Annotated in this window: 21 protein-coding genes; 6 read left to right on the top strand and 15 right to left on the bottom strand. The window is 71.6% G+C overall.

All coding sequences use genetic code 11. The features are described 5' to 3' along the window. Positions 1–73 precede the first annotated feature (73 nt). Together NUV38_RS12280 and NUV38_RS12275 are read left to right on the top strand one after the other, a co-directional pair. Positions 74–1,666 carry an AMP-binding protein gene (locus tag NUV38_RS12280; protein ID WP_257729392.1) on the top strand — a complete coding sequence of 531 codons (1,593 nt, stop codon included), beginning with the start codon at positions 74–76 and terminating at the stop codon, positions 1,664–1,666. Further along, on the top strand, positions 1,663–2,472 hold the full coding sequence (locus NUV38_RS12275) for an HpcH/HpaI aldolase/citrate lyase family protein (RefSeq protein WP_257729391.1): 810 nt from the start codon (positions 1,663–1,665) through the stop codon (positions 2,470–2,472). The genes NUV38_RS12280 and NUV38_RS12275 overlap by 4 nt, the downstream gene beginning before the upstream one ends. Here the strand turns inward: NUV38_RS12275 and NUV38_RS12270 are convergent. Genes NUV38_RS12270 through NUV38_RS12230 form a run of 9 tightly spaced genes read right to left on the bottom strand, consistent with a single transcriptional unit; the run spans position 2,460 to position 10,453 of the window. Then, a complete protein-coding gene (locus tag NUV38_RS12270) occupies positions 2,460–3,206 on the bottom strand; it encodes an SDR family oxidoreductase (protein ID WP_257729390.1) in 747 nt (248 codons plus the stop codon). The genes NUV38_RS12275 and NUV38_RS12270 overlap by 13 nt on opposite strands. Beyond that, complete coding sequence (locus NUV38_RS12265; RefSeq protein ID WP_257729389.1) at positions 3,203–4,150, bottom strand: PDR/VanB family oxidoreductase; 948 nt, start codon at positions 4,148–4,150, stop codon at positions 3,203–3,205. The genes NUV38_RS12270 and NUV38_RS12265 overlap by 4 nt, the downstream gene beginning before the upstream one ends. A gap of 10 nt (positions 4,151–4,160) precedes the next feature. Next, positions 4,161–4,919: an SDR family NAD(P)-dependent oxidoreductase gene (locus NUV38_RS12260; RefSeq protein ID WP_257729388.1), complete on the bottom strand. Its 759-nt coding sequence runs from the start codon at positions 4,917–4,919 to the stop codon at positions 4,161–4,163. Beyond that, entirely contained in the window at positions 4,916–5,524 is a 609-nt protein-coding gene (locus NUV38_RS12255; RefSeq protein WP_257729387.1) for a TetR/AcrR family transcriptional regulator, read from the bottom strand. The genes NUV38_RS12260 and NUV38_RS12255 overlap by 4 nt, the downstream gene beginning before the upstream one ends. After that, positions 5,524–6,402 (bottom strand): 3-hydroxyacyl-CoA dehydrogenase family protein, encoded by an 879-nt coding sequence (locus tag NUV38_RS12250; RefSeq protein WP_257729386.1) that lies wholly within the window; start codon positions 6,400–6,402, stop codon positions 5,524–5,526. Before NUV38_RS12250 ends, NUV38_RS12255 begins: the two co-directional genes overlap by 1 nt. Beyond that, positions 6,399–7,583 carry an acetyl-CoA acetyltransferase gene (locus NUV38_RS12245; RefSeq protein WP_257729385.1) on the bottom strand — a complete coding sequence of 395 codons (1,185 nt, stop codon included), beginning with the start codon at positions 7,581–7,583 and terminating at the stop codon, positions 6,399–6,401. The genes NUV38_RS12250 and NUV38_RS12245 overlap by 4 nt, the downstream gene beginning before the upstream one ends. Then, positions 7,580–8,965: a zinc ribbon domain-containing protein gene (locus tag NUV38_RS12240; protein ID WP_257729384.1), complete on the bottom strand. Its 1,386-nt coding sequence runs from the start codon at positions 8,963–8,965 to the stop codon at positions 7,580–7,582. The genes NUV38_RS12245 and NUV38_RS12240 overlap by 4 nt, the downstream gene beginning before the upstream one ends. Before the next feature lie 4 nt (positions 8,966–8,969). Continuing rightward, on the bottom strand, positions 8,970–9,185 hold the full coding sequence (locus tag NUV38_RS12235) for a ferredoxin (RefSeq protein ID WP_257729383.1): 216 nt from the start codon (positions 9,183–9,185) through the stop codon (positions 8,970–8,972). Further along, positions 9,182–10,453, bottom strand: a complete 1,272-nt coding sequence (locus NUV38_RS12230) for a cytochrome P450 (RefSeq protein ID WP_257729382.1) — start codon at positions 10,451–10,453, stop codon at positions 9,182–9,184. Before NUV38_RS12230 ends, NUV38_RS12235 begins: the two co-directional genes overlap by 4 nt. Positions 10,454–10,606: 153 nt before the next feature. On the opposite strand from NUV38_RS12230, the gene NUV38_RS12225 reads away from it, so the two are divergent. Beyond that, positions 10,607–11,866, top strand: coding sequence for an NAD(P)/FAD-dependent oxidoreductase (locus NUV38_RS12225; RefSeq protein ID WP_257729381.1), 1,260 nt, complete (start codon positions 10,607–10,609; stop codon positions 11,864–11,866). A 7-nt stretch (positions 11,867–11,873) separates the two neighbouring features. Then, positions 11,874–13,430: an AMP-binding protein gene (locus NUV38_RS12220; RefSeq protein WP_257729380.1), complete on the top strand. Its 1,557-nt coding sequence runs from the start codon at positions 11,874–11,876 to the stop codon at positions 13,428–13,430. Positions 13,431–13,446: 16 nt separating this feature from the next. Here NUV38_RS12220 and NUV38_RS12215 read toward each other — a convergent pair whose 3' ends face one another. From NUV38_RS12215 to NUV38_RS12205, 3 genes are all read right to left on the bottom strand, one after another. After that, positions 13,447–13,965 (bottom strand): gamma carbonic anhydrase family protein, encoded by a 519-nt coding sequence (locus NUV38_RS12215; protein WP_257729379.1) that lies wholly within the window; start codon positions 13,963–13,965, stop codon positions 13,447–13,449. A 34-nt stretch (positions 13,966–13,999) separates the two neighbouring features. Further along, positions 14,000–15,439, bottom strand: coding sequence for an NCS2 family permease (locus tag NUV38_RS12210; RefSeq protein ID WP_257729378.1), 1,440 nt, complete (start codon positions 15,437–15,439; stop codon positions 14,000–14,002). Positions 15,440–15,540: 101 nt separating this feature from the next. After that, positions 15,541–16,575, bottom strand: coding sequence for a hypothetical protein (locus NUV38_RS12205; protein ID WP_257729377.1), 1,035 nt, complete (start codon positions 16,573–16,575; stop codon positions 15,541–15,543). 109 nt (positions 16,576–16,684) lie between these two features. Here NUV38_RS12205 and NUV38_RS12200 point away from each other — a divergent pair, with 109 nt between their 5' ends. Beyond that, positions 16,685–17,089 (top strand): DUF2530 domain-containing protein, encoded by a 405-nt coding sequence (locus tag NUV38_RS12200; RefSeq protein ID WP_257729376.1) that lies wholly within the window; start codon positions 16,685–16,687, stop codon positions 17,087–17,089. Positions 17,090–17,126: 37 nt separating this feature from the next. On the opposite strand, the gene NUV38_RS12195 is transcribed toward NUV38_RS12200, so the two are convergent. Further along, complete coding sequence (locus NUV38_RS12195; protein WP_257729375.1) at positions 17,127–17,870, bottom strand: DUF3027 domain-containing protein; 744 nt, start codon at positions 17,868–17,870, stop codon at positions 17,127–17,129. Between the two features lie 111 nt (positions 17,871–17,981). Here NUV38_RS12195 and NUV38_RS12190 point away from each other — a divergent pair, with 111 nt between their 5' ends. Beyond that, entirely contained in the window at positions 17,982–19,490 is a 1,509-nt protein-coding gene (locus NUV38_RS12190; protein ID WP_257729374.1) for an MFS transporter, read from the top strand. Between the two features lie 22 nt (positions 19,491–19,512). On the opposite strand, the gene NUV38_RS12185 is transcribed toward NUV38_RS12190, so the two are convergent. Together NUV38_RS12185 and NUV38_RS12180 are read right to left on the bottom strand one after the other, a co-directional pair. Beyond that, positions 19,513–20,367, bottom strand: a complete 855-nt coding sequence (locus NUV38_RS12185) for a dioxygenase (protein ID WP_257729373.1) — start codon at positions 20,365–20,367, stop codon at positions 19,513–19,515. 175 nt (positions 20,368–20,542) lie between these two features. Then, positions 20,543–20,938 carry a cold-shock protein gene (locus NUV38_RS12180; protein ID WP_257729372.1) on the bottom strand — a complete coding sequence of 132 codons (396 nt, stop codon included), beginning with the start codon at positions 20,936–20,938 and terminating at the stop codon, positions 20,543–20,545. Between the last annotated feature and the right edge of the window lie 30 nt (positions 20,939–20,968).

Here is a 20,968-nt window from a genome sequence, read left to right as displayed (position 1 = left end):
CCAGTCCTGTGCACGAGGCAGGGGGCCGGCCACGCCGGCCGGCCCCCTGCCGCTCTTCCGGGGAGATCACCAGATGAACCTGCGCCACGCCTCGATCAACGAGATGCTCGACCACCGAGCCACGCACGACGCCGACCGCCCCTTCGTGCGCGACAGGGACGGGGTCGTGCGCACCTACGCCGAGACCCACGTGGCGGTGCGACGCGTTGCCGGTGGTCTCGCCGGACGTGGCGTCGACGCCGGCGAAACGGTCCTCATCATGCTGCCCAACGGGCTGGCCATCGTCGACACCTGGCTGGCGTGCGCCGCCCTCGGGGCGGTCGAGGTGCCGGTCAACGTCCACCTGCGCGGCGACTTCCTGCGCCACGTCCTGGAGGACTCCAAGGCCCGCGTGCTCGTCGTCGCGGCCGACCTACTTCCGGCCGTCATCGAGGCCGGCCTACCCGAGCGGATCTGCGACGTCGTCGTCGTGGAGCCCGGCGACGGCGCCGTGGTCCCGGGGGTGGCGGTGCACGACTACGCCGAGCTCGCAGCGGCGGCGCCCGTGTCGACGCTCGCCCCCACCTCCGCGGGCGAGATGACCGGCATCTTCTACACGTCGGGGACGACCGGCCCTGCCAAGGGGATCATGTTCACCCACGGCCAGGGTGCCGCCACCGCCCGCAACTACGTGGACGCCACCGGCGCCGGTCCCGACGACGTCTTCTTCTGCTGCATGCCGTTGTTCCACAGCAACGCCCAGGTGCTGCAGGTCGTTGCACCGATGATGATCGGCGCCCAGGTCAGCATCTGGCCGCAGTTCACGGCGACGCGCTGGTTGGACCAGGTCCGCTCGGTGGGTGCGACGATCTCCAACACCCTCGGTGTGATGGCCGAGTTCCTGTACCGCCAGCCACCGCGACCCGACGACGCCGACAATCCCCTGCGGGTGCTGCAGACGATCCCGGCGCCGGCCGGTCTCGTGTCGAAGATCGAGGAGCGCTTCGGCCTGACCTGCATCGACGGCTACGGCCTGACCGACGTCGGGATGATCGCGTTCCGCCGCCACGACCAGCCCCTCGTGCCCGGCGCGAGCGGACGCGTCGTCGCGAGCGACTACGAGGTGGTCGTCGCCGACCCGGAGACCGACGTCCCCGTGCCCACGGGCCGCGTCGGCGAGATCCTGGTGCGTCCACGGGTCCCGGGCGCCTTCATGCTGGGCTACTGGAACCGTCCCGAGCTCACGTCCGCCGCGTGGCGCAACCTGTGGTTCCACACCGGCGACTCCGGACGCTTCGACGAGGACGGCAACCTGTTCTTCGTCGACCGGCTGGGCGACTCGATCCGCGTGCGGGGCGAGAACGTCTCCTCGGCACAGATCGAGGCCGTCGCCGTCGAGCATCCGGCGGTCGTCGCCTGCGCCGCCGTGGCCGTCCCCTCCGACGTCGGCGACTACGACGTGCTGCTGGCCGTCGTGCCGGCTCCCGGCGAGCATCCCGACCCGGCGTCACTCGTGCGGCACTGCGAGGGACGCATGCCCTACTTCGCCGTGCCTCGCTACGTCGACGTGGTCAGCGAGCTGCCGATGACGGCGACCCAGAAGATCCGCAAGATCGAGCTGCGACGCCGAGGCGTCCCACCCACCGCATGGGACCGCGCCGCTGCCGGGATCGTGGTCGCTCGATGAGCGGCCTGGTCCCGCACCGGGTCCGGACCGCCCTCGCCGCCGGCCGCCTGGCCCACGGCACGTGGGTGCAGACCGCCAGTCCCGAGGCGTGCAGCGCCGCGGCGGCCACGGGCTACGACTTCGTGGTGGTCGACCTCCAGCACGGCGCGAGCACCATGACGACCCTGACCAGTCTCGTCACCGCCGTGACGCGGTACGGCGCATCGCCCGTCGTGCGGCTGCCCGACCCGTCCCCCGAGCACGTGCCGCACGCCCTCGACGCCGGCGCCCACGGCGTCATCGTCCCGGAGCTGCGCAGCGCCGCACAGGCGCGAGCCGCGGTCGCGGCGTCCCGCCACGCCCCCGAGGGCACACGCGGCTCCTGCCCCACCGTCGCCGCCACCGCTCACGGAGCGATCGGCTGGGACGAGTACCTGGCGTGGTGCCGGACCGAACCCACCGTGTGGGGGTTGGTCGAGACGCGAGAAGCCGTCGAGGACATCGCCGGCATCGCTGCGTCGGGTCTCGACGCCCTCGTGCTCGGGCCGTTCGACCTCGCGATGGACCTCGGCCTCGACGGTGATGTCGACCACCCCGAGGTGGTCGCCGCGATGCGCAGCGTGGGCGAGGCTGCGCACGAAGCCGGCATCGAGACCGTCGCGGTGCTGTTCGAGACCGTCGACCGTGTCGCGGAGGGCGCGGGCCGTTGGGTCGAGCAGGGCTGCCGGATCCTGACGGCGTCGTCCGACCGCTGGCTTCTGACGCAGGGCTGGTCCGCTGCGCTGTCGGGGTTGCGCAGCGTCCCGGCCGTCCGTCAGGACAGGTAGAGCCCGCCGTCCACCCGGACGTGCTGGCCCTGGATCATCTCGAGCCCGGGTCCGCTGATCCGGTGGACGAGCTCTGCGACGTCCTCCGGACTGGTCCCCCGGCCGGCCGGCGTGCGCTCTGCCATGGCCTCGAGCCGCGCGTCGGCATCGGCGAACACCTCGCGGTAGGCGTCCGTGCCGATCGGACCGCAGGACACGGTGTTGACGCGCGCCCCGCGCGGTGCCAGCTCGACCGCCAGGTAGCGCACGATGGCCTCCGCGGTGGCCTTGGCGACCCCGATCGCGCCGTACCCCGGGACGACTCGTTGGGCACCGAGGCTGGAGAGGAAGAAGACGGCGCTGCCCGCGCCGAGGAGCCCATCCAGGACGCGCACCAGGTGCAGCAGCGAGATGCCTCCGGTGCGGATGGCCTCCTCGACGTCCGCGGGGGCGTGGCCGAGGAGCGGCCCCGGCAGCGGGCGCACGGCACCGTGGACCACGACGTCGAGCCGGTCGACCTCGGCCGCGACGGCAGACCCGATCTCGGCGCACCCCTCGGAGGTCGAGACGTCGCCCAGGACCACGACCGGTCGGGCACCGCGCTCGGCGACCTCGGCCGCCGTCGCGCGCGCGGCCTCCTCGTCGCGGTGACCGACCAGGACGATGGTGCGACCGGGCGCGCTGAACCTCAGCGCGATCGCTCTGCCGATGCCCTTCGTGCCGCCCACGACCAGGACGGCGCCCAGGGCGCTCACAGGTCCAGCACGAGCCGCGGCCCGCAGGATCGGGAGATGCAGATCATCATGTAGTCGTTCGCCGCACGCTCGTCCTCGTCGAGGACGGAGTCGCGGTGGTCGGGGACGCCCTCGAGGACCGCCGTCTCGCACGTGCCGCACGTGCCCTCCTGGCACGCCGACAGGGTGGGGATGCCGGCCTCGCCGACCATCTCGAGGATGCTGCGGTCGACGGGCACCTCGAACGTGACGCCGCTCTGCCTGAGCTCGACCTCGAACGGCTCCTCCCGCACGGGCGCCCCGACCTCCTTGGGGCTGAAGTGCTCCACGTGCACCGAGCCGCTGCGACGCATCGCGCTCCGCTCGGTCACCGCGTCGAGCAGCGGCTCGGGCCCGCAGCAGTACACGGGCACGCCCTGCGCCTCGTCGATCCACTCCGCGAGGGGTAGTAGGCCGCGCTCGTCCTGCGGCACGACCTCCACGAGGTCGCCGTAGGCGGCGAGCTCGTCGAGGAACGCCATGGAGCTCCGCGTCCGGCCGCCGTAGAGCAGCCGCCAGCGCGCACCCAGTCGCTGTGCCTCGGCGATCATCGGCAGGATCGGGGTGATCCCGATACCGCCGGCGACGAAGAGGTAGTCGTCGCTGGGCTCGAGGGCGAAGTGCCGTCGCGGACCGCGCATCGACCACGCGGACCCCACCGACGCCTCGCGGTGCAGGGCCCGGGAGAAGCCGCGCCCCTCGATCTCCTCGAGGATCGCGACCCGGTAGGCCGAGCGGTCGTCGGTGGAGCCGCACAGCGAGTACTGCCGGGACTCTCCGGTGGTGTCCACCAGGTCGACGTGCGCGCCCGGCTCCCACGACGGCATCGGTTCACCGTCCACGCGCTCGAGCCGCAGCACCACGACCCCCTCGGCGGCGAGGTGACGGTCAGCCACCACGACCTCGTGGACCTGCTCCTCCTGCATGGTGCTCCTCTCAGGCGACGAGGTAGCCGCCGTCGACGCGGATGACGTCGCCGGTGTGGAAGGACGCCGCGGGGGACGCCAGGTAGACGCAGACGCCGGCGACCTCGTCGGGCACGGCCGTGCGCCGCGCGAGCGTCCGGTCCTCCAGTCGGGTCCGGAGTGCATCGTTGCCGAGCTCCGGCGAGGACATCTCGGTCTGGATCCAACCCGGAAGGACCGTGTTGACCTGCACGTCGTAGCGGGCGAGCGCCGCAGCGGCGCTGCGCGAGAGGCCGAGCAGACCGGCCTTGGCCGCGGAGTAGGCGGGCGCGCGGGACATGCCCGTGACCGCCCCGATCGACCCGATGATGATGACCTTGCCGGAGCGCTGCTCCTTGAAGCCCGGGACGACGGCTCGGACGCACCGCCAGACCCCCGTCAGGTTGGTGTCGATCACGTCGGCCCACAGGTCGTCGTCGATCGCGTCGAAGGCGATCCCCTCACCGGCCCGGCCGGCGTTGGCGACCATCACGTCGATGCCGCCGAGCTGCTCGTTGGTCCGGCGCGTCGCCTCCTCGACGGACTTCGTCGACGTCACGTCGCACGAGACGGCGATGCCACCGATCTCCTCGGCCAACGCCTCTGCGGACGCCATGTCCCGGCCCCAGACCGCCACTCGCGCGCCGGCGCCGGCGAGCCGACGCGAGATCGCCGCGCCGATACCCTTCGAGCCTCCGGTCACGACGGCGTTGCGGCCCTCCAGGGAGAATCCTGCGTCTGCGGCGCTCATCGCTGCTCTCCTGCCGCCGTCGATCCGACGGCCGGCTCGCTGCCCACCCGGGCAGGCACGACGAAGTCGACGAACCGTCGACTGAGATCCGTGAGCGACAGGTCCGAGGACGGGTCGTACCAGAAGAACGCCTGGTTGACCGCGCCCAGCAGGAACAGGCGCAGGAGGGGGTCGTGCGGCAGGATCCCTGCCTCGGCCCCCTCGTCCAGCACCTCCTGCCAGAGGGCTTCGTAGGCATCACGCACGCGGACGACGCGCTGGCGTTCGTCCTGCTCGAGACGGTGGAACTCCTGGGTGGCGACCGTGCTGAAGGGTCGCGAGGTTCCGTGCAGGGTCTCCAGGTGGGCCTCGACGAGGGTCTCCAGGCGCACCCGTGCGCCCGTGACGTCGGCGAGCCGCTCGGTGACGTGCGTGAAGGCCTGCATCGTGCCCTCGGCCACGACGGCGACGAGCAGGTCGCGCTTGCCCGCGTAGTGGTGGAAGAGGCTGCCGGTCGACATCTGGCAGCGATCGGCGACCTGGCGGACCGTGGCACCCGCGAAGCCGTGCTCGGCGAATGCCTGTGCCGCCGCCAGCAGGATCTTGTCCTCGCTCGGCCCGCGCATCAGGAGGTCTCCTCGTAGAATCCGGACCCGGTCTTGCGACCGAAGTGTCCTGCCGCCACCAGCTGCTCCAGGACCGGCGGCGGCGCGAAACGGTCACCCCCGTAGTGCTCGGTCAGGGCAGTTGCGACCTTCAGGGCCGTGTCCAGCCCGGCCAGGTCGAGCGTCGTGATCGGACCCATCTTGTGCCCGTACATGAGACGTGCCACGGCATCGACGTCCTCCGCGGAGGCGACGCCCTCGTCGACGAGTCGCGCTGCTTCCATGAACAGGACGGTGCTCATCCGGTTGGAGATGAAGCCCGGGACGTCCTTGCGGCAGACCACGTGCTCACGCCGGCACGAGTCCAGGAAGGCAACGGTGGCCTCCAGGGACGCGTCGCTCGTCCTCTCGCCGAGGATGACCTCGACCAGCATCATGAGCGGGGGCGGGTTGGACCAGTGCATGCCGATGACCCGCTCCGGGGTGTCGCACGGCTCGGCCACGCGGCCGATCTGGAACTGCGACGTGTTGGTCGCCAGCACTACGGACGCGTCGCACCAGCGGTCAAGCTTCTCGAACAGCTCCTGCTTGGGTCCTAGCTCCTCCACGATCGCCTCGACGACGAGATCGGCCGCGCGGGCCGCGGTCTCGAGGTCGGTCGTGGGCTCGATTCGTCTCCGCGCCGCGTCGGCGGCATCCTCCTCGAGCCGTCCGGACCGGACGAACCGGGCCAGGCTGTCGTCGATGCGGGCGAGACCGCGCTCCAGCGCCTCGTCGGTGGTGTCCACGAGCGAGACGGTGAAGCCACCCTGCGCCGCGACCTGGGCGATTCCGCTGCCCATCAGGCCCGCACCGACCACCAGCACGCGACGCACCTCGCGACGCACCTGCTCGCTCATCGGTCGAGCTTCGATCCGAAGAGGGCGATGAAGCTGATGAACTCCCCCGGCAGGCCCCCCATGTTGTGCGCGAGGCCCAACGTCGGGTCGTCGAGCTGACGCGTGCCCGCCTCTCCGCGGAACTGCAGCCACAGCTCGTACATCATCCGCAGGCCGCTCGCGCCGACCGGGTGGCCGAAGGACTTCAGCCCGCCGTCGGGGTTGACCGGGAGCGCGCCGTCGAGGTCGTAGCGACCGTCGAGGATGTCCTTCCAGGCCTCGCCGCGCGCGGAGAAGCCGAGGTCCTCCATCAGGATCATCTCGGTCGGCGTGAAGCAGTCGTGCACCTCGGCCATGTCGATCTGCGTCCGAGGATCGGTCACACCGGCCTCGGCGTAGGCCACCTTGGCGCACGCCACGACCTCGGGGAAGCTGATGTGCCGCTGCCCGCCTGTCGTCGACCCTTCGCTCGCCCCGGCGTGCAGCGACATCCCCTTGAGGTACATCGGCCTGTCGGTGTACCGGTGCGCGTCCTCGGCGCGGACGATGATCGCCGCCGCCCCGCCGTCAGCGACGCCGGAGCAGTCGAAGACACTCAGGTCACCTGCGACGCGGGGGGCCTTGTCGATCTTCTCCTTCGAGACCACCGAGGTGTACTGCGCCCGGTCGTTCCGCGCACCGTTGCTGTGGTTCTTCCAGGCGATGTGCGTGAGGGCGTCGCGCAGCTCGCCGGAGTCGACGTCGTAGTGCTCGCTGTAGGCACCCGGCAACATGGCGTAGGCCGCCGGGTTGCTGATCTCCGGCATGGTGTTGTCGGTGGGCGCCTCGGCCAGGGTGAGCCCGGAGAATCCGGAGTCCTTGAGCTTCTCCACGCCGACCGCCATCGCGACGTCGTAGACACCGGCGGCGACGGCGAACGCAGCGTTGCGGAAGGCGTCGGACCCGCTGGCACAGAAGTTCTCCACGCGGGTCACGGGCGCCTCGACCTTGAGGGCCCGCGCTAGCGGCAGCCCCGAGTGCCCGGTCGCCAGGGTCGAGTACCAGAAGGCCTCGATGTCCTCCTTCACCAGCCCCGGCACGGAGGCGATGGCGGCCTGGGCCGCCTCGACGGCCAGGTCGTCGGCGGAGGTGTCCCAGAGCTCTCCGAACTTGGTGCACCCCATACCGATGACGGCGATCCTGTCGTGCAGACTCCTGCTCATCGCACTGCTCCGTTCACTCGACGTGCCTTCCAGAAATAGTTGGGTACCCCGCCGACCTCGTACGTGCGCCGGAAGACCGGCTCCACGACGTCGCCCGCGGACGTGCCCCCCGGGGTGGAGTCGGCGATCTCCATCATGAGTCGGCCACCGCCCTCGAAGTCGACCATCGCCGCGATCGCCGGAGGCGCCGGCGTGTCGGTGACGCCGTCGGTGCTGATGGCCGCGACGGTCCCCTGGTGGCCGAGGACGGAGTAGGCCTCCATCGTGTCTGTGGCGCCGCACCCCCCGCACACGCGGTGCGCCGGGAGGTAGACCTTGCCGCAGTCGGTGCACCGGCCACCGACGAGGGCGTACTTCCATCGCGCGTTGCGCGTGGCGGGCGGCGCCGCGACACCTGGCTTCTCGGGGCGACGGGCCGGCTCGCGCTCGACCCGGCCGCGCCACGTGAGGTACTCGACGTACCCGATGGAACGACGCGCCGAGAGGCGCTCGGTCCACGAGGTCGCACCGGGACCGTCGCGCAGGACCGTCAGCAGCATCGCGTCGACGCTGCCGACGGCGTCGACGACGAGGATCGTGTCGCCGGCGGTGGCCGTGTCCAAGGCGCGGGCGAGCAGCACACCGATGTCCGCTGCGCCGCAGTAGCCCACCTGGGCGCGGTGGTCGGCGAGCACGGTGGAGCCACCCTTGGCGCCGATCGTGGCCGCGCTGCTCAGCGCGAAGCGGCGCTGCGGCGTGGAGACGAGGGTGGTGGTGGGGGTGTCGGTCATGCCGCTGCTCTTGCCGACCTCGGAGACCACCTGCTGCAGGGCGCGCGCCAGCACGTGCTGGGAGAATCGCTCCTCCCACACCTGGGCGTTCTCGGACCCGGGGACGCGCCAGATGTCCATGAGCTCCAACGACACGCACGCGGTGGCGAGCACCTCGGCCACCCCGCCGTCGCCCTCACCGAAGAGGAACGCCGCTCCCGCGTCCCCGCCATCGACCTCGTCGCCCGAGCCGGTGCGGCCGTGGCGGTGGTCACCCATGGCGGCGACCCCCCCGGTCACCGAGGCGGTGGCCAGCGCGGCGAAGCCGCTGCGGAGTCCCGCGAGGTCCGCAGTCAGCAGCCACTCGTCCCAGCCCAGGGCCGCGCGCACCACGGTGGCGTTGGTCTTGTCCAGGAAGGGGGGCATCGAGGTGGCGAAGTACAGGGGCACGCCGGACGGGACGTCCACGAGACCCTGGGCCGCTGCGACCGCCATGGTCACCGAGTCCTCGTCGTACCCGGCGACCGAACGGCCGCCGGAGCCACCGCGACCACCCGTGGCCTGAGCCATCGTGGTCTGCTCCAGCGTGTTCGCCGGGACGTAGGAGGAGTAGGACAGGAGGTTCATCGACATGGGGTCACTCACTTTCCGGGACGAACCCGAGTTCGACGGAGATGGCACTGACCGGACAGCTGTCCTCGGCCTCGAGCAGGTCCTCGGCCCGGACGGCCTCGGGGTCCTCGACGACGACCTTGCCGGTGGCATCGAGGGAGAAGGCACCAGCCGCGAGGTTCACGCACCACCCGGATCCGACGCAGGTGTCCCGGTCGGCCTGGACGGTCCTGGTGCTCACGACGCCGCTCCACCGCGACGCCGCACCGGCAGCGCCGACATGCCGTGCAGGATGAGCGTCCGGTGCCAGGGGAGGTCGGCCCGGTCGACGGCGAGCTCAGGCCGCTCGACGATGCTGACGAAGGTCCGCAGCCCGGCCACCAGCTCCATCCGCGCCAGGGAGGCGCCGAGGCAGAAGTGGATGCCCTGCCCGAACATGAGGTGCTGGTTGTCCCGGCGGTCCAGCACGAGCTCGTCGGAACGTTCGAACTGGCGCGGGTCGCGGTTGGCGGCGCCGGTCAGCAGATAGACGCGGTCGCCGGCACGAATCTGCTCGCCACCGATCTCCATGTGCTTGTCGGCCCGCCGGACGATGACGTTGCCGGGACCCATGAACCGCATGAACTCCTCCACGGCCGTCATGGCGAGCGCGGGCTCCGTCGCGAGACGGTTCCAGTCCTCCGGCGAGTCCATCAGGAGGTACAGGGCATTGGTCATCGCCGTCTGGATGGTCTTGTATCCCGCGTCGAGGATGAGGGTGCAGGTGGCGAGCAGCTCGAGCTCGGTCAGCGTCCCGTCCTGGTCGTTGGCCTCGACGAGTCCGGACAGGATGTTGTCGGCGGGCTCGCGACGGTACTTCTCGATGAGCTCGAGCAGGTAGACCTCGAACTCGCTCATGGCCTGGGCGACCCGTTCGTTGCGATCGGGGTCGCGCAGGGCGCCGTTCACGAAGAGACCGAGCTCCTCGGCCCAGTGCTTGAGTCGCACACCGTCCTCGACGGGCACCCCGAACATGCCGGCGATCATCTGGCCCGGCAGGGGCATGCAGTAGTCGGCCATCAGGTCGACGGTCTCGCCCGCGGCCAGCTTCGCCTCGACGGCGGTGGCGAGGTCGGTGGCGATCTCCTCGGCCTTGGCCTGGAGGGTCTTGACACGGCGGGGGGTGAACGACTTGTGCACGAGGCCGCGCAGTCGTGTGTGGTCCGGCGGCGAGAGGAAGACGAGCCAACGGGCGAGGATCGCGAACATCCGCTCGAAGCGCTCACGGTCGGCCTCCGGGATCCGGCTCTGCAGGTACGGCCCCACGCGATCGCTGCCGAACGAGTCATTGCGCAGCGCCTGGGACACATCGTCGTAGCGGGAGATGAACCAGGCCTTCTGGCGCGTGTTCCAGAGCACCGGCGCGTCCTCGACGAGCTGCCTGAAGTAGTCGAACGGCTCCTGCGACATGTCGTCGCCGACCAGGCTCACCTCGGCGAGCTCGGCGACTGAAGTGGCACCAGATGTCATCGGAAGTCTCCTCGGTGTGCGCAGCGGACCGTCCGCCGGCGTCTCATGAAAGCACCGAACGCACGCTCGGTCAACCGTCCTTGACCGATCGTGCGTTCGGCTCTACTGTCGAGCGTGCTTCACGTCACAGGCATCTCATCCCAGGAGGCGGTCGTGCACCAGCGCGTCGTAGTCATCGGAGCGGGTCTGGCAGGCACGCGGACGGCCCAGGCCCTACGCCGCGCCGGGTACACCGGCGACGTCCTGCTCGTCGGAATCGAGCAGCACGCCCCCTACGACCGACCGGCCCTCAGCAAGCAGATGCTCGGCGGCACGTGGCGGCCCGATGCGCTGCAGCTCGTCGAGGAGGGCGCGCTCGCCACGGCCGGGATCGAGCATCGAGTCGTCGAGTCGGTCCGCCTGAGCACTCCCGACGAGGTGGACCTCGACGGCGAGCTCGTACCGACGGACTTCGTCGTCCTGGCGACCGGTGCTCACCCCCGCCGGCTACCGGGCCAGCCGCTCGACGCCCGAGTGGGCGTGCTGCGGACCATCGAGGACTCTGCCGTCCTGCGCAGCGCCCTGCGCGGCCGAGGCAGCCTCGCCATCGTGGGAGCGGGTCTGATCGGCGGCGAGGTCGCCACCGTGGCTCGAGACCTCGGGCTGGTGGTGACGCTCGTCGAGGCCGGCGCGCCCTTCGAGCGCGCGCTGGGCGAGGCGGGAGCGGCCCACCTCGCCGAGCTGCACCGCGCGCGCGGGGTCCGACTCCTGGACCATCGCCGGGTCGTCGCCTGGGACCTCGAGGACGAGGCGACCGTCGGTCTGGTCCTGGACAACGGCAGCCGGGTCGACGCCGGCACCGTGCTCGTGGCGGTCGGCGCGCAACCCGCGACCGGCTGGCTCGACGGTGCGCTCCCGACGAGCAGCCTGCCGCAGCACGGCGGACCCCTCCTGTGCGACAGCGACGGACGCGTGATCGGGCAGTCCACGCTCTACGCCGTCGGCGACGTCAGCGCCTGGCGCGCCGCCGGATCGGCGATCCACACCCCCGGCGGTCACTGGACGCAGGCGGTCGAGCAGGCCGGCATCGTCGGCGCCGTCATCGCCGCCCGCACCGATCCGACGAGCGACCACGCGATCCCCGAACCGGGCGTCCGGTACGTCTGGAGCGACCAGGCCGGCACCAAGGTCCAGGTCGTCGGCGACCCGCTCGAAGCCACCGACACCGACGTCCTGAGGGTCCCGGGCGGCGGGACGGTGATCGTGGCGTCGGAGCACGGCACGGTCGTGGCCGTCACCACCTTCGGGCTGCCACGACTCCTCCGGCACGTCCGACCGCTCGTGCAGGAGGCAGCGGACCGACCCACCGCACTCCAGGTCCTGTCAGGCCTCCTCGGCGTGGTGAAGACCCCCCGTCCCACCACCCAGCGGTAGGAGCACGATGTATCCCGGAACGCACAGCGCCGCACGACCCGACCATCCTGCCGTCATCCTGGCGGGCAGCGGCGTCGTCATGACGTACCTCGAGCTCGAGCGGGAGTCCGCCCGGCTCGCCCGCCACCTGCACGACCAGGGGCTCCGCCCCGGCGACGGGCTCGCGACGATCTGCGGCAACGAGCCGCAGTTCTTCATCACATACTGGGCCGCGATCCGCAGCGGGCTGTACTTCACGCCGCTCAACACCCACCTCGCCTCGCGCGAGGCCGTCGCCGTCCTGCTGAACTGCGCCCCCCGAGCGATCATCGTGTCCGCCGAACAGGCCGATCTCGCAACAGCGGTGCTCCCCGACCTCCCGTCGGTGGAGGTCGCGCTCGCCTTCGGCGGTCCGGTCGCCGGGTGCCGGGACTACGACGAGGAGCTGGCCGCCACGTCCGCCGAGCCGATGGTGGAGCAGCCCCGCGGCCAGGACATGCTGTACTCCTCCGGCACGACCGGTGGCACCCCGAAGGGGATCCGGCCGCCGTTGCCGGAGCGTCTGGTCCACGAGCGGGGCGACGCCCTCGTCGAGACGTTCGGTGCGCGCTTCGCCTTCGACGAGGACGCGGTCTACCTCTCCCCCGCGCCGCTCTACCACGGCGGGCCGCTGCGCTATGCGATGCTCGTGCAGGCCCTGGGTGGCACCGTCGTCGTCCTTGAGAGGTTCGACCCCGAGGCCGCCCTCGCCGCCATCGACACGTACCGATGCACCCACAGCCAGTGGGTGCCGACGATGTTCGTCAGGATGCTCAAGCTCGACGAGTCCGTGCGTCGACGCCATGACGTGAGCTCGTTGCGATGGGCGATCCACGCCTCGGCGCCTTGCTCGGTCGAGGTCAAGCGAGCGATGATCGAGTGGTGGGGCCCGGTGCTCCACGAGTACTACGCCTCGCAGGAGTCGGCGGGGATCACCATCATCTCCTGCGAGGAGTGGTTGGCTCATCCCGGCTCCGTGGGACGAGCGCACCTGGGGGAGGTCCAGATCTGCGACCCCGTCTCGGGCGAGGTGCTCTCGGAGCCGGGCCGCACCGGCAAGGTCTTCTTCGCACGCGACGAGCTGCCCTTCGTCTACCACCGCGACGAGGCCTCGACCCGCGCCGCTCAGCACCCCGCCCACCCGACGTGGACGTCGCCCGGCGACATCGGGTACGTCGATGAGGAGGGCTACCTGTACCTCACCGACCGCCAGTCCTTCATGATCATCTCCGGCGGCGTCAACATCTTCCCCCAGGAGGTCGAGAACGAGCTGACGCTCCACGAGGCCGTCGACGACGTCGCGGTGGTCGGCTCCCCGGACCCCGACCTGGGGGAGGTGGTGGTGGCGGTCGTCAAACCCGCTCCCGGCCACGAGCCTGGACCCGAGCTGGAGCGACGACTCCTGAGCGCCCTGGCCGGACGGCTCTCGCGCTACAAGATCCCGCGGCGGGTCGACTTCGTCGAGGCGCTCCCCCGGACACCGACCGGGAAGCTGGCCAAGACCGAGCTCATCCGCCGCTACCGCGAGACCACCGCCGACGTTTGACCGGGCGGCCCGGAGATCAGTCCTCGACCTCGGCCCCACGGTGCAGCTCACGCAGCCGCAGGTAGGTGCGGCCGTTGCTGCGCACCGACTCGACCTCTTCGTCGGACAGCTCCCGACGGACCTTGGCCGGGACGCCTGCGACGAGCGAGCGGGGCGGGACGACGGTGCCCTCGGTGACCAGGGCCCCGGCGGCGACGAGCGAGTTCCGGCCGATGACGGCTCCATTCATGATGACCGCGCCCATGCCGACCAGCACGTCGTCCTCGATCGTGGCTCCGTGGACGACCGCGTTGTGACCCACCGACACACCCTCGCCGACCGTGACAGGCAGGCCGGTGTCGACGTGAAAGGAGCAGTTGTCCTGCACGTTGGACCGGGCTCCGATGACGATCGGCTCGTTGTCGCCACGCAGAACCGCCCCGTACCAGATGCTGGCCCCTTCTCCGAGGGTGACGTCGCCGACGAGGGTCGCGCTGGGCGCGACCCAGGCGTCGTCGGGCACGCTTGGGGTCCGGGCGCCGAGTGAGATCTTCATGCCGACACCCTACCGAGCCCCTGCCGCGACGAGATCACGTCAGCCAGCGCGTGATGGGGTCGATGGCGAAGTAGACGACGAACAGCACCGACACGACCCACATCAGCGCGTGGACCTCGGCGATCTTGCCGCGGGTGACCTTGAGCAGCACGTAGGCGATGAACCCCGCGCCGATGCCGGCGGTGATCGAGTACGTGAACGGCATGAGCACGATCGTCAGGAACGCCGGGATCGCGATGTCCGGGTCGTCCCAGACGATGCCCGTCACCTGGGTCATCATCAGGAAGCCCACGAGCACCAGCGCCGGGACGGCCGCCTCGTTGGGGATGTGCTGGACGAGCGGGGCGAAGAACGTGGCCAGCAGGAACAGCACGCCGGTCACGATGCTCGCCAGACCGGTGCGTGCGCCGTCGCCGACGCCGGACGCCGACTCGATGTAGGAGGTGTTCGACGAGACGCCCGCGGCGCCACCGGCTGCGGCGGCGAGGGAGTCGACGACGAGGATGCGCTGCGCGCCCTCGGGCGAGCCGTTCTCGTCGTTGAGCCCGGCCTCGGCGCCGATGGCTGTCATCGTGCCCATCGTGTCGAAGAAGTCGGCCAGCAGGAGCGTGAAGACCAGCAGCGAGGCCGCCACGACGCCGACGCGCTCGAAGGAGCCGAACAGCGAGAACTGGCCGAGCAGGCCGAAGTCGGGCGTGGCGAAGAACGAGTCGGGCCACGACGGGACGTTGAGGTTCCAGCCCTTCGACGTCGGGTCGCCGTTGCTGCCGGGGGTGTCGGTGATCGCCTGCACGATGCCGGCGAGCACGGTCGTGGTGGCGATGCCGATGAGGATCGCCCCGGGGACGCCGCGCGCGTGCAGGGAGATCATGAGCAGCAGGCCGATGCAGAAGACGAGCACGGGCCAGCCGGACAGCTCACCACCGATGCCGAGACCGATCGGCGGGGCCGCGTTGCCCGTGGTGCGGACGAAGCCGGCGTCGACCAGGCCGATGAGCGTGATGAACAGACCGATGCCGACCGCGATCGCGGTCTTCAGCTGAGCGGGCACCGCGTCGAACACGGCCTTCCGGAAGCCCGTGAGCACGAGCACCAGGATGATGAGGCCCTCCAGCACCACGAGCCCCATCGCGTCGGCCCACGTCATCTGCGAGGCCACCGAGTACGCCACGAAGGCGTTGAGGCCGAGGCCGGTCGCGATCGCGAGCGGGAAGTTCGCCACGGCGCCCATGAGGATGCTGAGCACGCCCGCCACCAGCGCGGTGCAGGCGGCGATCGTGGTGAAGCCCGATCCCGGCTCGGAGCCGCCCCCGAGGAACGAGCCGTCGGCGTCGGGGACGCCGGCGAGGATGATCGGGTTCAGGACGATGATGTAGGCCATCGTCAGGAAGGTCACCACGCCACCGCGGACCTCCCTCGCCACGCTGGAACCGCGGTCGGTGATCTTGAAGTGGCGCTCGAGAACGGTCGTCATGGCACCGCAGCATGCCAGACCGGCCGGGGACGTTGATGTCGTGCCTGGGTCGATCGGGTTTCAGGACGGGTCGGCGCCGGCCGGTGGCGTCGGCGGTCGGGTCAGTCGTCGTCCTTGCGGGTGATCCAGACGCCGACGAGCGCCAGGAGCAGCACAGCGAGCCCACCGGAGACCACGACGAACCACGGCCGGCCGAGCTCGCCGGGCTGGTCCGCGGCGGTGGCCGACGGGGAGGACGACGGCGTGGGGGTGGCGCTGGGTGCGGCCTGCCCCGCCTCGTCGGCCGAGAACCCGACCCGCACCAGCTCCCAGGGCGATCCCTCGCTGCCGATCAGGTAGGAGCCGCCCGAGGGCTCGAACGCCACCGTCTCGCCCTGCGGCTGCTCCGGCAGGGCCTCGCTGCGGACCAGGCTCAGGTCGCGTGCGTCGAGCACCGCTGCCGCGATGTAGTTCCGCACCACCACGAAGCGTCCGTCGGGGCTGGTCGAGGCGTCGGTGGCCATGAGCAGGGTGGGCTCCCCCACCGGCTCGGGCACGTTGGTCTCCTCGGTCGACAGCTCGGCCGGCAGGCGCAGGATGCGACCGGCCAGGAGCTCCTTGGTGACCAGGAGGAAGCGACCGTCGGCGTCCACGGCGAGCGACTCCACGTCGGCCGGACCGTCGGCGTAGCCGACCGGGTACCGCGTGGAACGGGCCGAGCCGTCGTCCGGACCGGGCTCGTCGATCGCGTAGAGGGCGGCGTCCTGGCGCTGCGCGAGGTTGTCGCCCACGTCGGCCACCCACAGCCGGCCGTCGTGGAGCATGAGCGCCTCGGTGTCCTGCCAGGCCGTGCCGGTGACCGTGGTGGTGCCCACGACCTCCCCGGTCGAGACACGCACCGCGAAGACGACGTCGGCGTTGCCGGAGTCGTTGATCGTGTAGGCGAGGTCGTCGTGCACCGTGCTGACCGCCAGGCCGCTCGACTCGGCGATGCGGGAGTCGGTGACCGTGCTGACCACCCGCGAGTCGACCGGGCTGTCCTCGCCGTCGGCCCCCACGGCCGCGTCGGCGTCGCGGGTGAACGACACGACGGCGGCCACCACGATCAGGGCGACCAGGAGGGCCGGGAACAGGAGCCGGCGGCGACGAGGGTTCATCGGCTCCATCCTCCCAGCGTCACGCCCCTGGAGCCCGTCGAGGGTCGACCCGGGCCCAGGGGCGCCACGGTCGACCAGCCCGCCCGACGGGCCGGGTACCCTGGGCGCTGTGAGCGACGAGTCGGAGTGGGCGGTCCGCGACGGCGACGGACCCGAGACGATCGAGCGCAAGCTCGGACACCGTGAGCGTGCCCGGCTGGAGCGTTCGGCCCGTCGTCACGAGCTCGGCCGCCCCGAGGTCACCGAGCTCGAGATCGGCCGCACCACCCACAAGGTCGCCCAGGTCGAGCCCATGGACCTCGACGGCGTGCGCACCATGACCGTCGGCACCATCCTCTGGGGCGTCGTCGCGGTCGCGCTGGTCCCGTTCCTCGGCACCCTGCAGGACGACGGCCGCACCTGGTGGCTGTGGACCGCCCTGGCCGGGTTCGGCCTGGGGCTCATCGGCATCGAGTACTGCCGGCTGCGCCGCAACGCCCTGCGCCACCAGCCGGGCCGCCGACGCTCGGAGTAGCGCACCGGGCCCGTGGCCCGTGCAGGACGGAGCCGGGTCAGCTGGTCTCGAGGCCGTCGACCGCAATGGTGTCCCACACCGGCGGCGGGAGCTTCTGCGGGCCGGCCGAACGACTCAGCTTGGCACCGGAGTGCGCCCCGCAGCCATGCTCGAAGGACACGACGCGGCCGTCGTCGTTCGCCGACCCGTTGGCGCACACGCCGAAGCGGTCCGCGAGCGGTCCGGCCAGGCTCACCAGGAAGCCGCAGGAGTGGCACGTGCCGGGCGCCTGCTGGGCGAGCGGCGTGTCGGGGCCCTGGTCGCCGTCGTGCCAGCGCTGCGCCGCGAGGTCGCGGCCCTCGAGCGACAGGACCCAGGGGCGTCCCAGGCCGACCTCGCGCGCGAACGCGCGGTCGACGGTCTCGAGGTGGTCGCCGGCGGACCACGACGGCACGAGCCGTGCGTCGTCCTCCTCGGGGGGCAGCAGGTCGCCGGGGCTCAGGTCGCCGGGCTGGATGCGGTCGCGGTAGGGCGTCCAGGCCGGCGCCACCACGGCGTCGTCACCGGGCAGCAGCACCACGTCGTTCACGCTGACCGCACCGTCGTCGATCGCCGCCGAGAGGCTGACGGCCCACGTCCAGCCGCGGTATCCCGGTCCGGTGCAGGCGAACAGGTGGGTCGCGAGGCGCTCGCCGTCGTCGACGACCCGCAGGTGGTCTCCCACCGTGGACTCGTCGGTGGCCTCGAGCAGCGCGGTGCGAGCCACGTCGTGGGCGGCGGCCAGAACGGCGTCGGTCGTCATGCCCCCGATTGTCCCTCATCGACCCCACCTGCGGGCACCCACCCGGGACGGGCCCGGCTCGACGGCGAGCCTCGGGCGGTCGAGCCCCGCCGCGTGGGGCAGGATGACTCCATGGCCCAGACGAGCGACGGTGGAGACCGCGCTCCCGGTCCCGACTGGCCGGGTGCGCACCCGCACGGACCCACGGGACCCGACACCCTCGACGACCTCGACGCCGGCCCCGACCCTGGTCCCGGCCCCACCGGCGAGCCCGACCCGCCCGGTCGGCTGCCGCGCGCGGCCCGGATCTCCCACGGCCTGCGCCGCACCGGTCGCACCGTCGCGCGTGGCGGCGTGGGCGCCTACTCCGGAGCGCGCCGCTTCACGCACGCCGGTGGCGCGGGCGAGTCGGGCCTCTCACGGCTGCTCGAGCTGCACGCGTTCAACACCGCCGGCGACGCGGCCATCGCCGTCTCCCTCGCCGGCACCCTCTTCTTCACCGTCCCGACCGAGCAGGCGAGCGGCCAGGTGGCGCTGTTCCTGGTGCTCACGATGCTGCCGTTCGCGTTCGTGGCGCCCCTCATCGGCCCGTTCCTGGACCGCTTCCGTCGGGGCCGTCGGTGGGCCATCGGCAGCACCCTCGCGATCCGCGGGTTCTGCTGCTGGGTGCTCGCCAGTGCCGTCGCCGACGAGTCCGCGGCGTTCTACCTCGCGGCACTGGGCTGCCTGGTGGCCTCGAAGGCCTACGGCGTGACCCGGGCGTCGGCCGTGCCGCGGCTCCTGCCCGAGGAGTTCACCCTGGTGAAGGCGAACTCGCGGATCTCGCTGACGGGCACCGCCGCCGCCGCACTGTCGGCCCCCATCGCGATCGGTGCCGCGACCATCGGGGCCGAGTGGTCGCTGCGGTACGCGTTCGTCCTCTTCGTGATCGGCACGGTCCTGGCCATCCTGCTGCCGGCCCGGGTCGACTCCAGCGAGGGCGAGGAGCAGGTCGACCTCGCCGACCTCAGCGGCCGCACGCCGCGAGGCGGGATCGCCGTCTCCCGGCACGTGGTCGACGCGCTGCGCAGCAACGCGGGGCTGCGGCTCATCACCGGCTTCCTGACCATCTTCATGGCGTTCACCCTGCGCGAGCCGCCGGCGTCGCTCGGCTGGACCGGCAACGCCACCGTGCTGATGGGCCTCGTCATCGGTGCCGCCGGCGCCGGCAACACGCTCGGGGTCGTCATCGGGTCCTGGACCCGCTCGCGCAGCCCGCACCGCGTCGTGCTCGCCGTGCTGCTCGTCGACATCACGGTGCTCGTGGTGGCTGCGGCGTTCTTCCGCTGGCCGGTCGCGGCGCTGCTCGGCCTGACCGTCGGCCTGTGCCAGTCCCTGGGCAAGCTGAGCCTCGACGCCCTGATCCAGCGCGACATCCGCGAGGAGGTCCGCACGAGCATGTTCGCCCGGTCCGAGACCCTGCTCCAGCTGTCGTGGGTGATCGGCGGGCTCATCGGGATCGGGCTGTTCACCCTCGACACCGACGTGGCGCTGGCCATGTTCGTCACCGCCGGCATCGTCGTCGCCTGGGGCGCCTTCGTGCTCACGCGGGCAGTGCAGTCCCGTGGACCGGTCGGCCCGGCCGCGCCACCCCACCCCTGAGGAGGTCGCGCCGCCGGACCGCTCAGACGGTCACGAAGCTGCGCATGCCGATCGAGCCCATGTCGACCGTGGTGTTGAAGAACCGGATCTCCTCGTCGTCCTCGAGCAGGCTGAGCGAGGCGACCATCGGGCGGTAGTGGTCGTCCGTGGGCACGGCCAGGCGGGCCTCGCGCCACGTCCCGTACGGGTCGAGCAGGGCGTCGACCCGACGTTCCACGAGCGCCTGGGCCGTGTCGGCGTCGAACTGCTCGGCCCAGTCCCAGGCCTCCGCTCCGGGCTCCCACCGGGCCCGGCCGAGGGCGTGCACGATGTTGCCGCTGCCGATGAACAGCACGCCCTGGTGCCGGAGCCGGCGCAGCCGGGCGTAGAGGTCGTGGAGCCGGGGCAGCGGCAGCGTGTCGTCGATGCTGATCTGCAGCACCGGCACCTGCGGCTCGGGAGCCAGGTACTTCAGGATCGACCAGGTCCCGTGGTCCAGGCCCCACTGCGCGTCGAGGGCGGCCTCGTACTCGACCAGCTGGTGGGCCAGCACCTGCGCGACGGCGTGGTCGCCCACGGAGTCGTAGCGCACCCGGTAGAGCTCGTCGGGGAAGCCACCGAAGTCGTAGATGACGCGGTTGCGCGGTGCGTCGGTGATGTGGGTGCGACCGGGCGTGAGCCAGTGAGCGCTGACCACGACGATCGCCTGGGCCTGCGGCAGCTGTCGACCCTCGTGCTCCCACGTGCGCGTGTAGTCGCTCTCACGGATCGCGTGCATGGGGTTGCCGTGACCCACGAAGAGCACCGGCATCCGCTCGCTGGGCCGCAGGCGCGACTCGAGGTCGGCCACGGAGTAGGCGACGCCCGGGCCCGACGTCGAGGGGGTGCTGGTGGTCATGGTCGCTCCAGGTAGTAGATGCTTCAACTACCAGTGTACGCCCTGCTCCCCCGCGCTCGACCGCCGTGACCTGACCGAACCGGCCCGACCGCCTCGGCCGGGACGACGACGGCCCACCCCTCCCCCTCGCGGGGCGGGATGGGCCGACGTGCGCAGCCTCGGGCGCGAGGCCTTCTCAGGCGTCGAGCTCGGTGGCCAGGGCGCGCAGCAGCTGGGCCACCGGCTTCGCGGAACGCGAGTCAGGGTGCCGGCCGTGGCGGTAGCCCTCGCCGAGGTCGTCGAGCAGACGGATGAGGTCCTCGACGATCGTCACCATCTCCTCGGGCTTCTTGCGCCGGGCCCGCGCCTGCGTGCGCGAGACCGGAGCCGCGCCCTCGAGCACCCGCACCTGCAGCGCCTGGTCACCGCGACGCCCCTGCGCCACGCCGAACTCGACGCGCGTGCCGGACTTCAGCGCCGGGACGCCGGACGGCAGTGCGTCGGAGTGGACGTAGACGTCGCCGCCCTCGTCGCTGCTGATGAAGCCGAAGCCCTTCTCGGTGTCGTACCACTTGACCTTGCCCGTGGGCATGCGCGTGTCCTTCTGTCAGGGGGGGGTGGA

The sequence above is a fragment of the Aeromicrobium sp. 50.2.37 genome, from assembly GCF_024655735.1.
In the GTDB taxonomy this organism is placed as follows: domain Bacteria; phylum Actinomycetota; class Actinomycetes; order Propionibacteriales; family Nocardioidaceae; genus Aeromicrobium.
The sequence above is the reverse complement of the archived record's forward strand: the minus strand, read 5'-3'. Positions and strand labels throughout refer to the sequence as shown.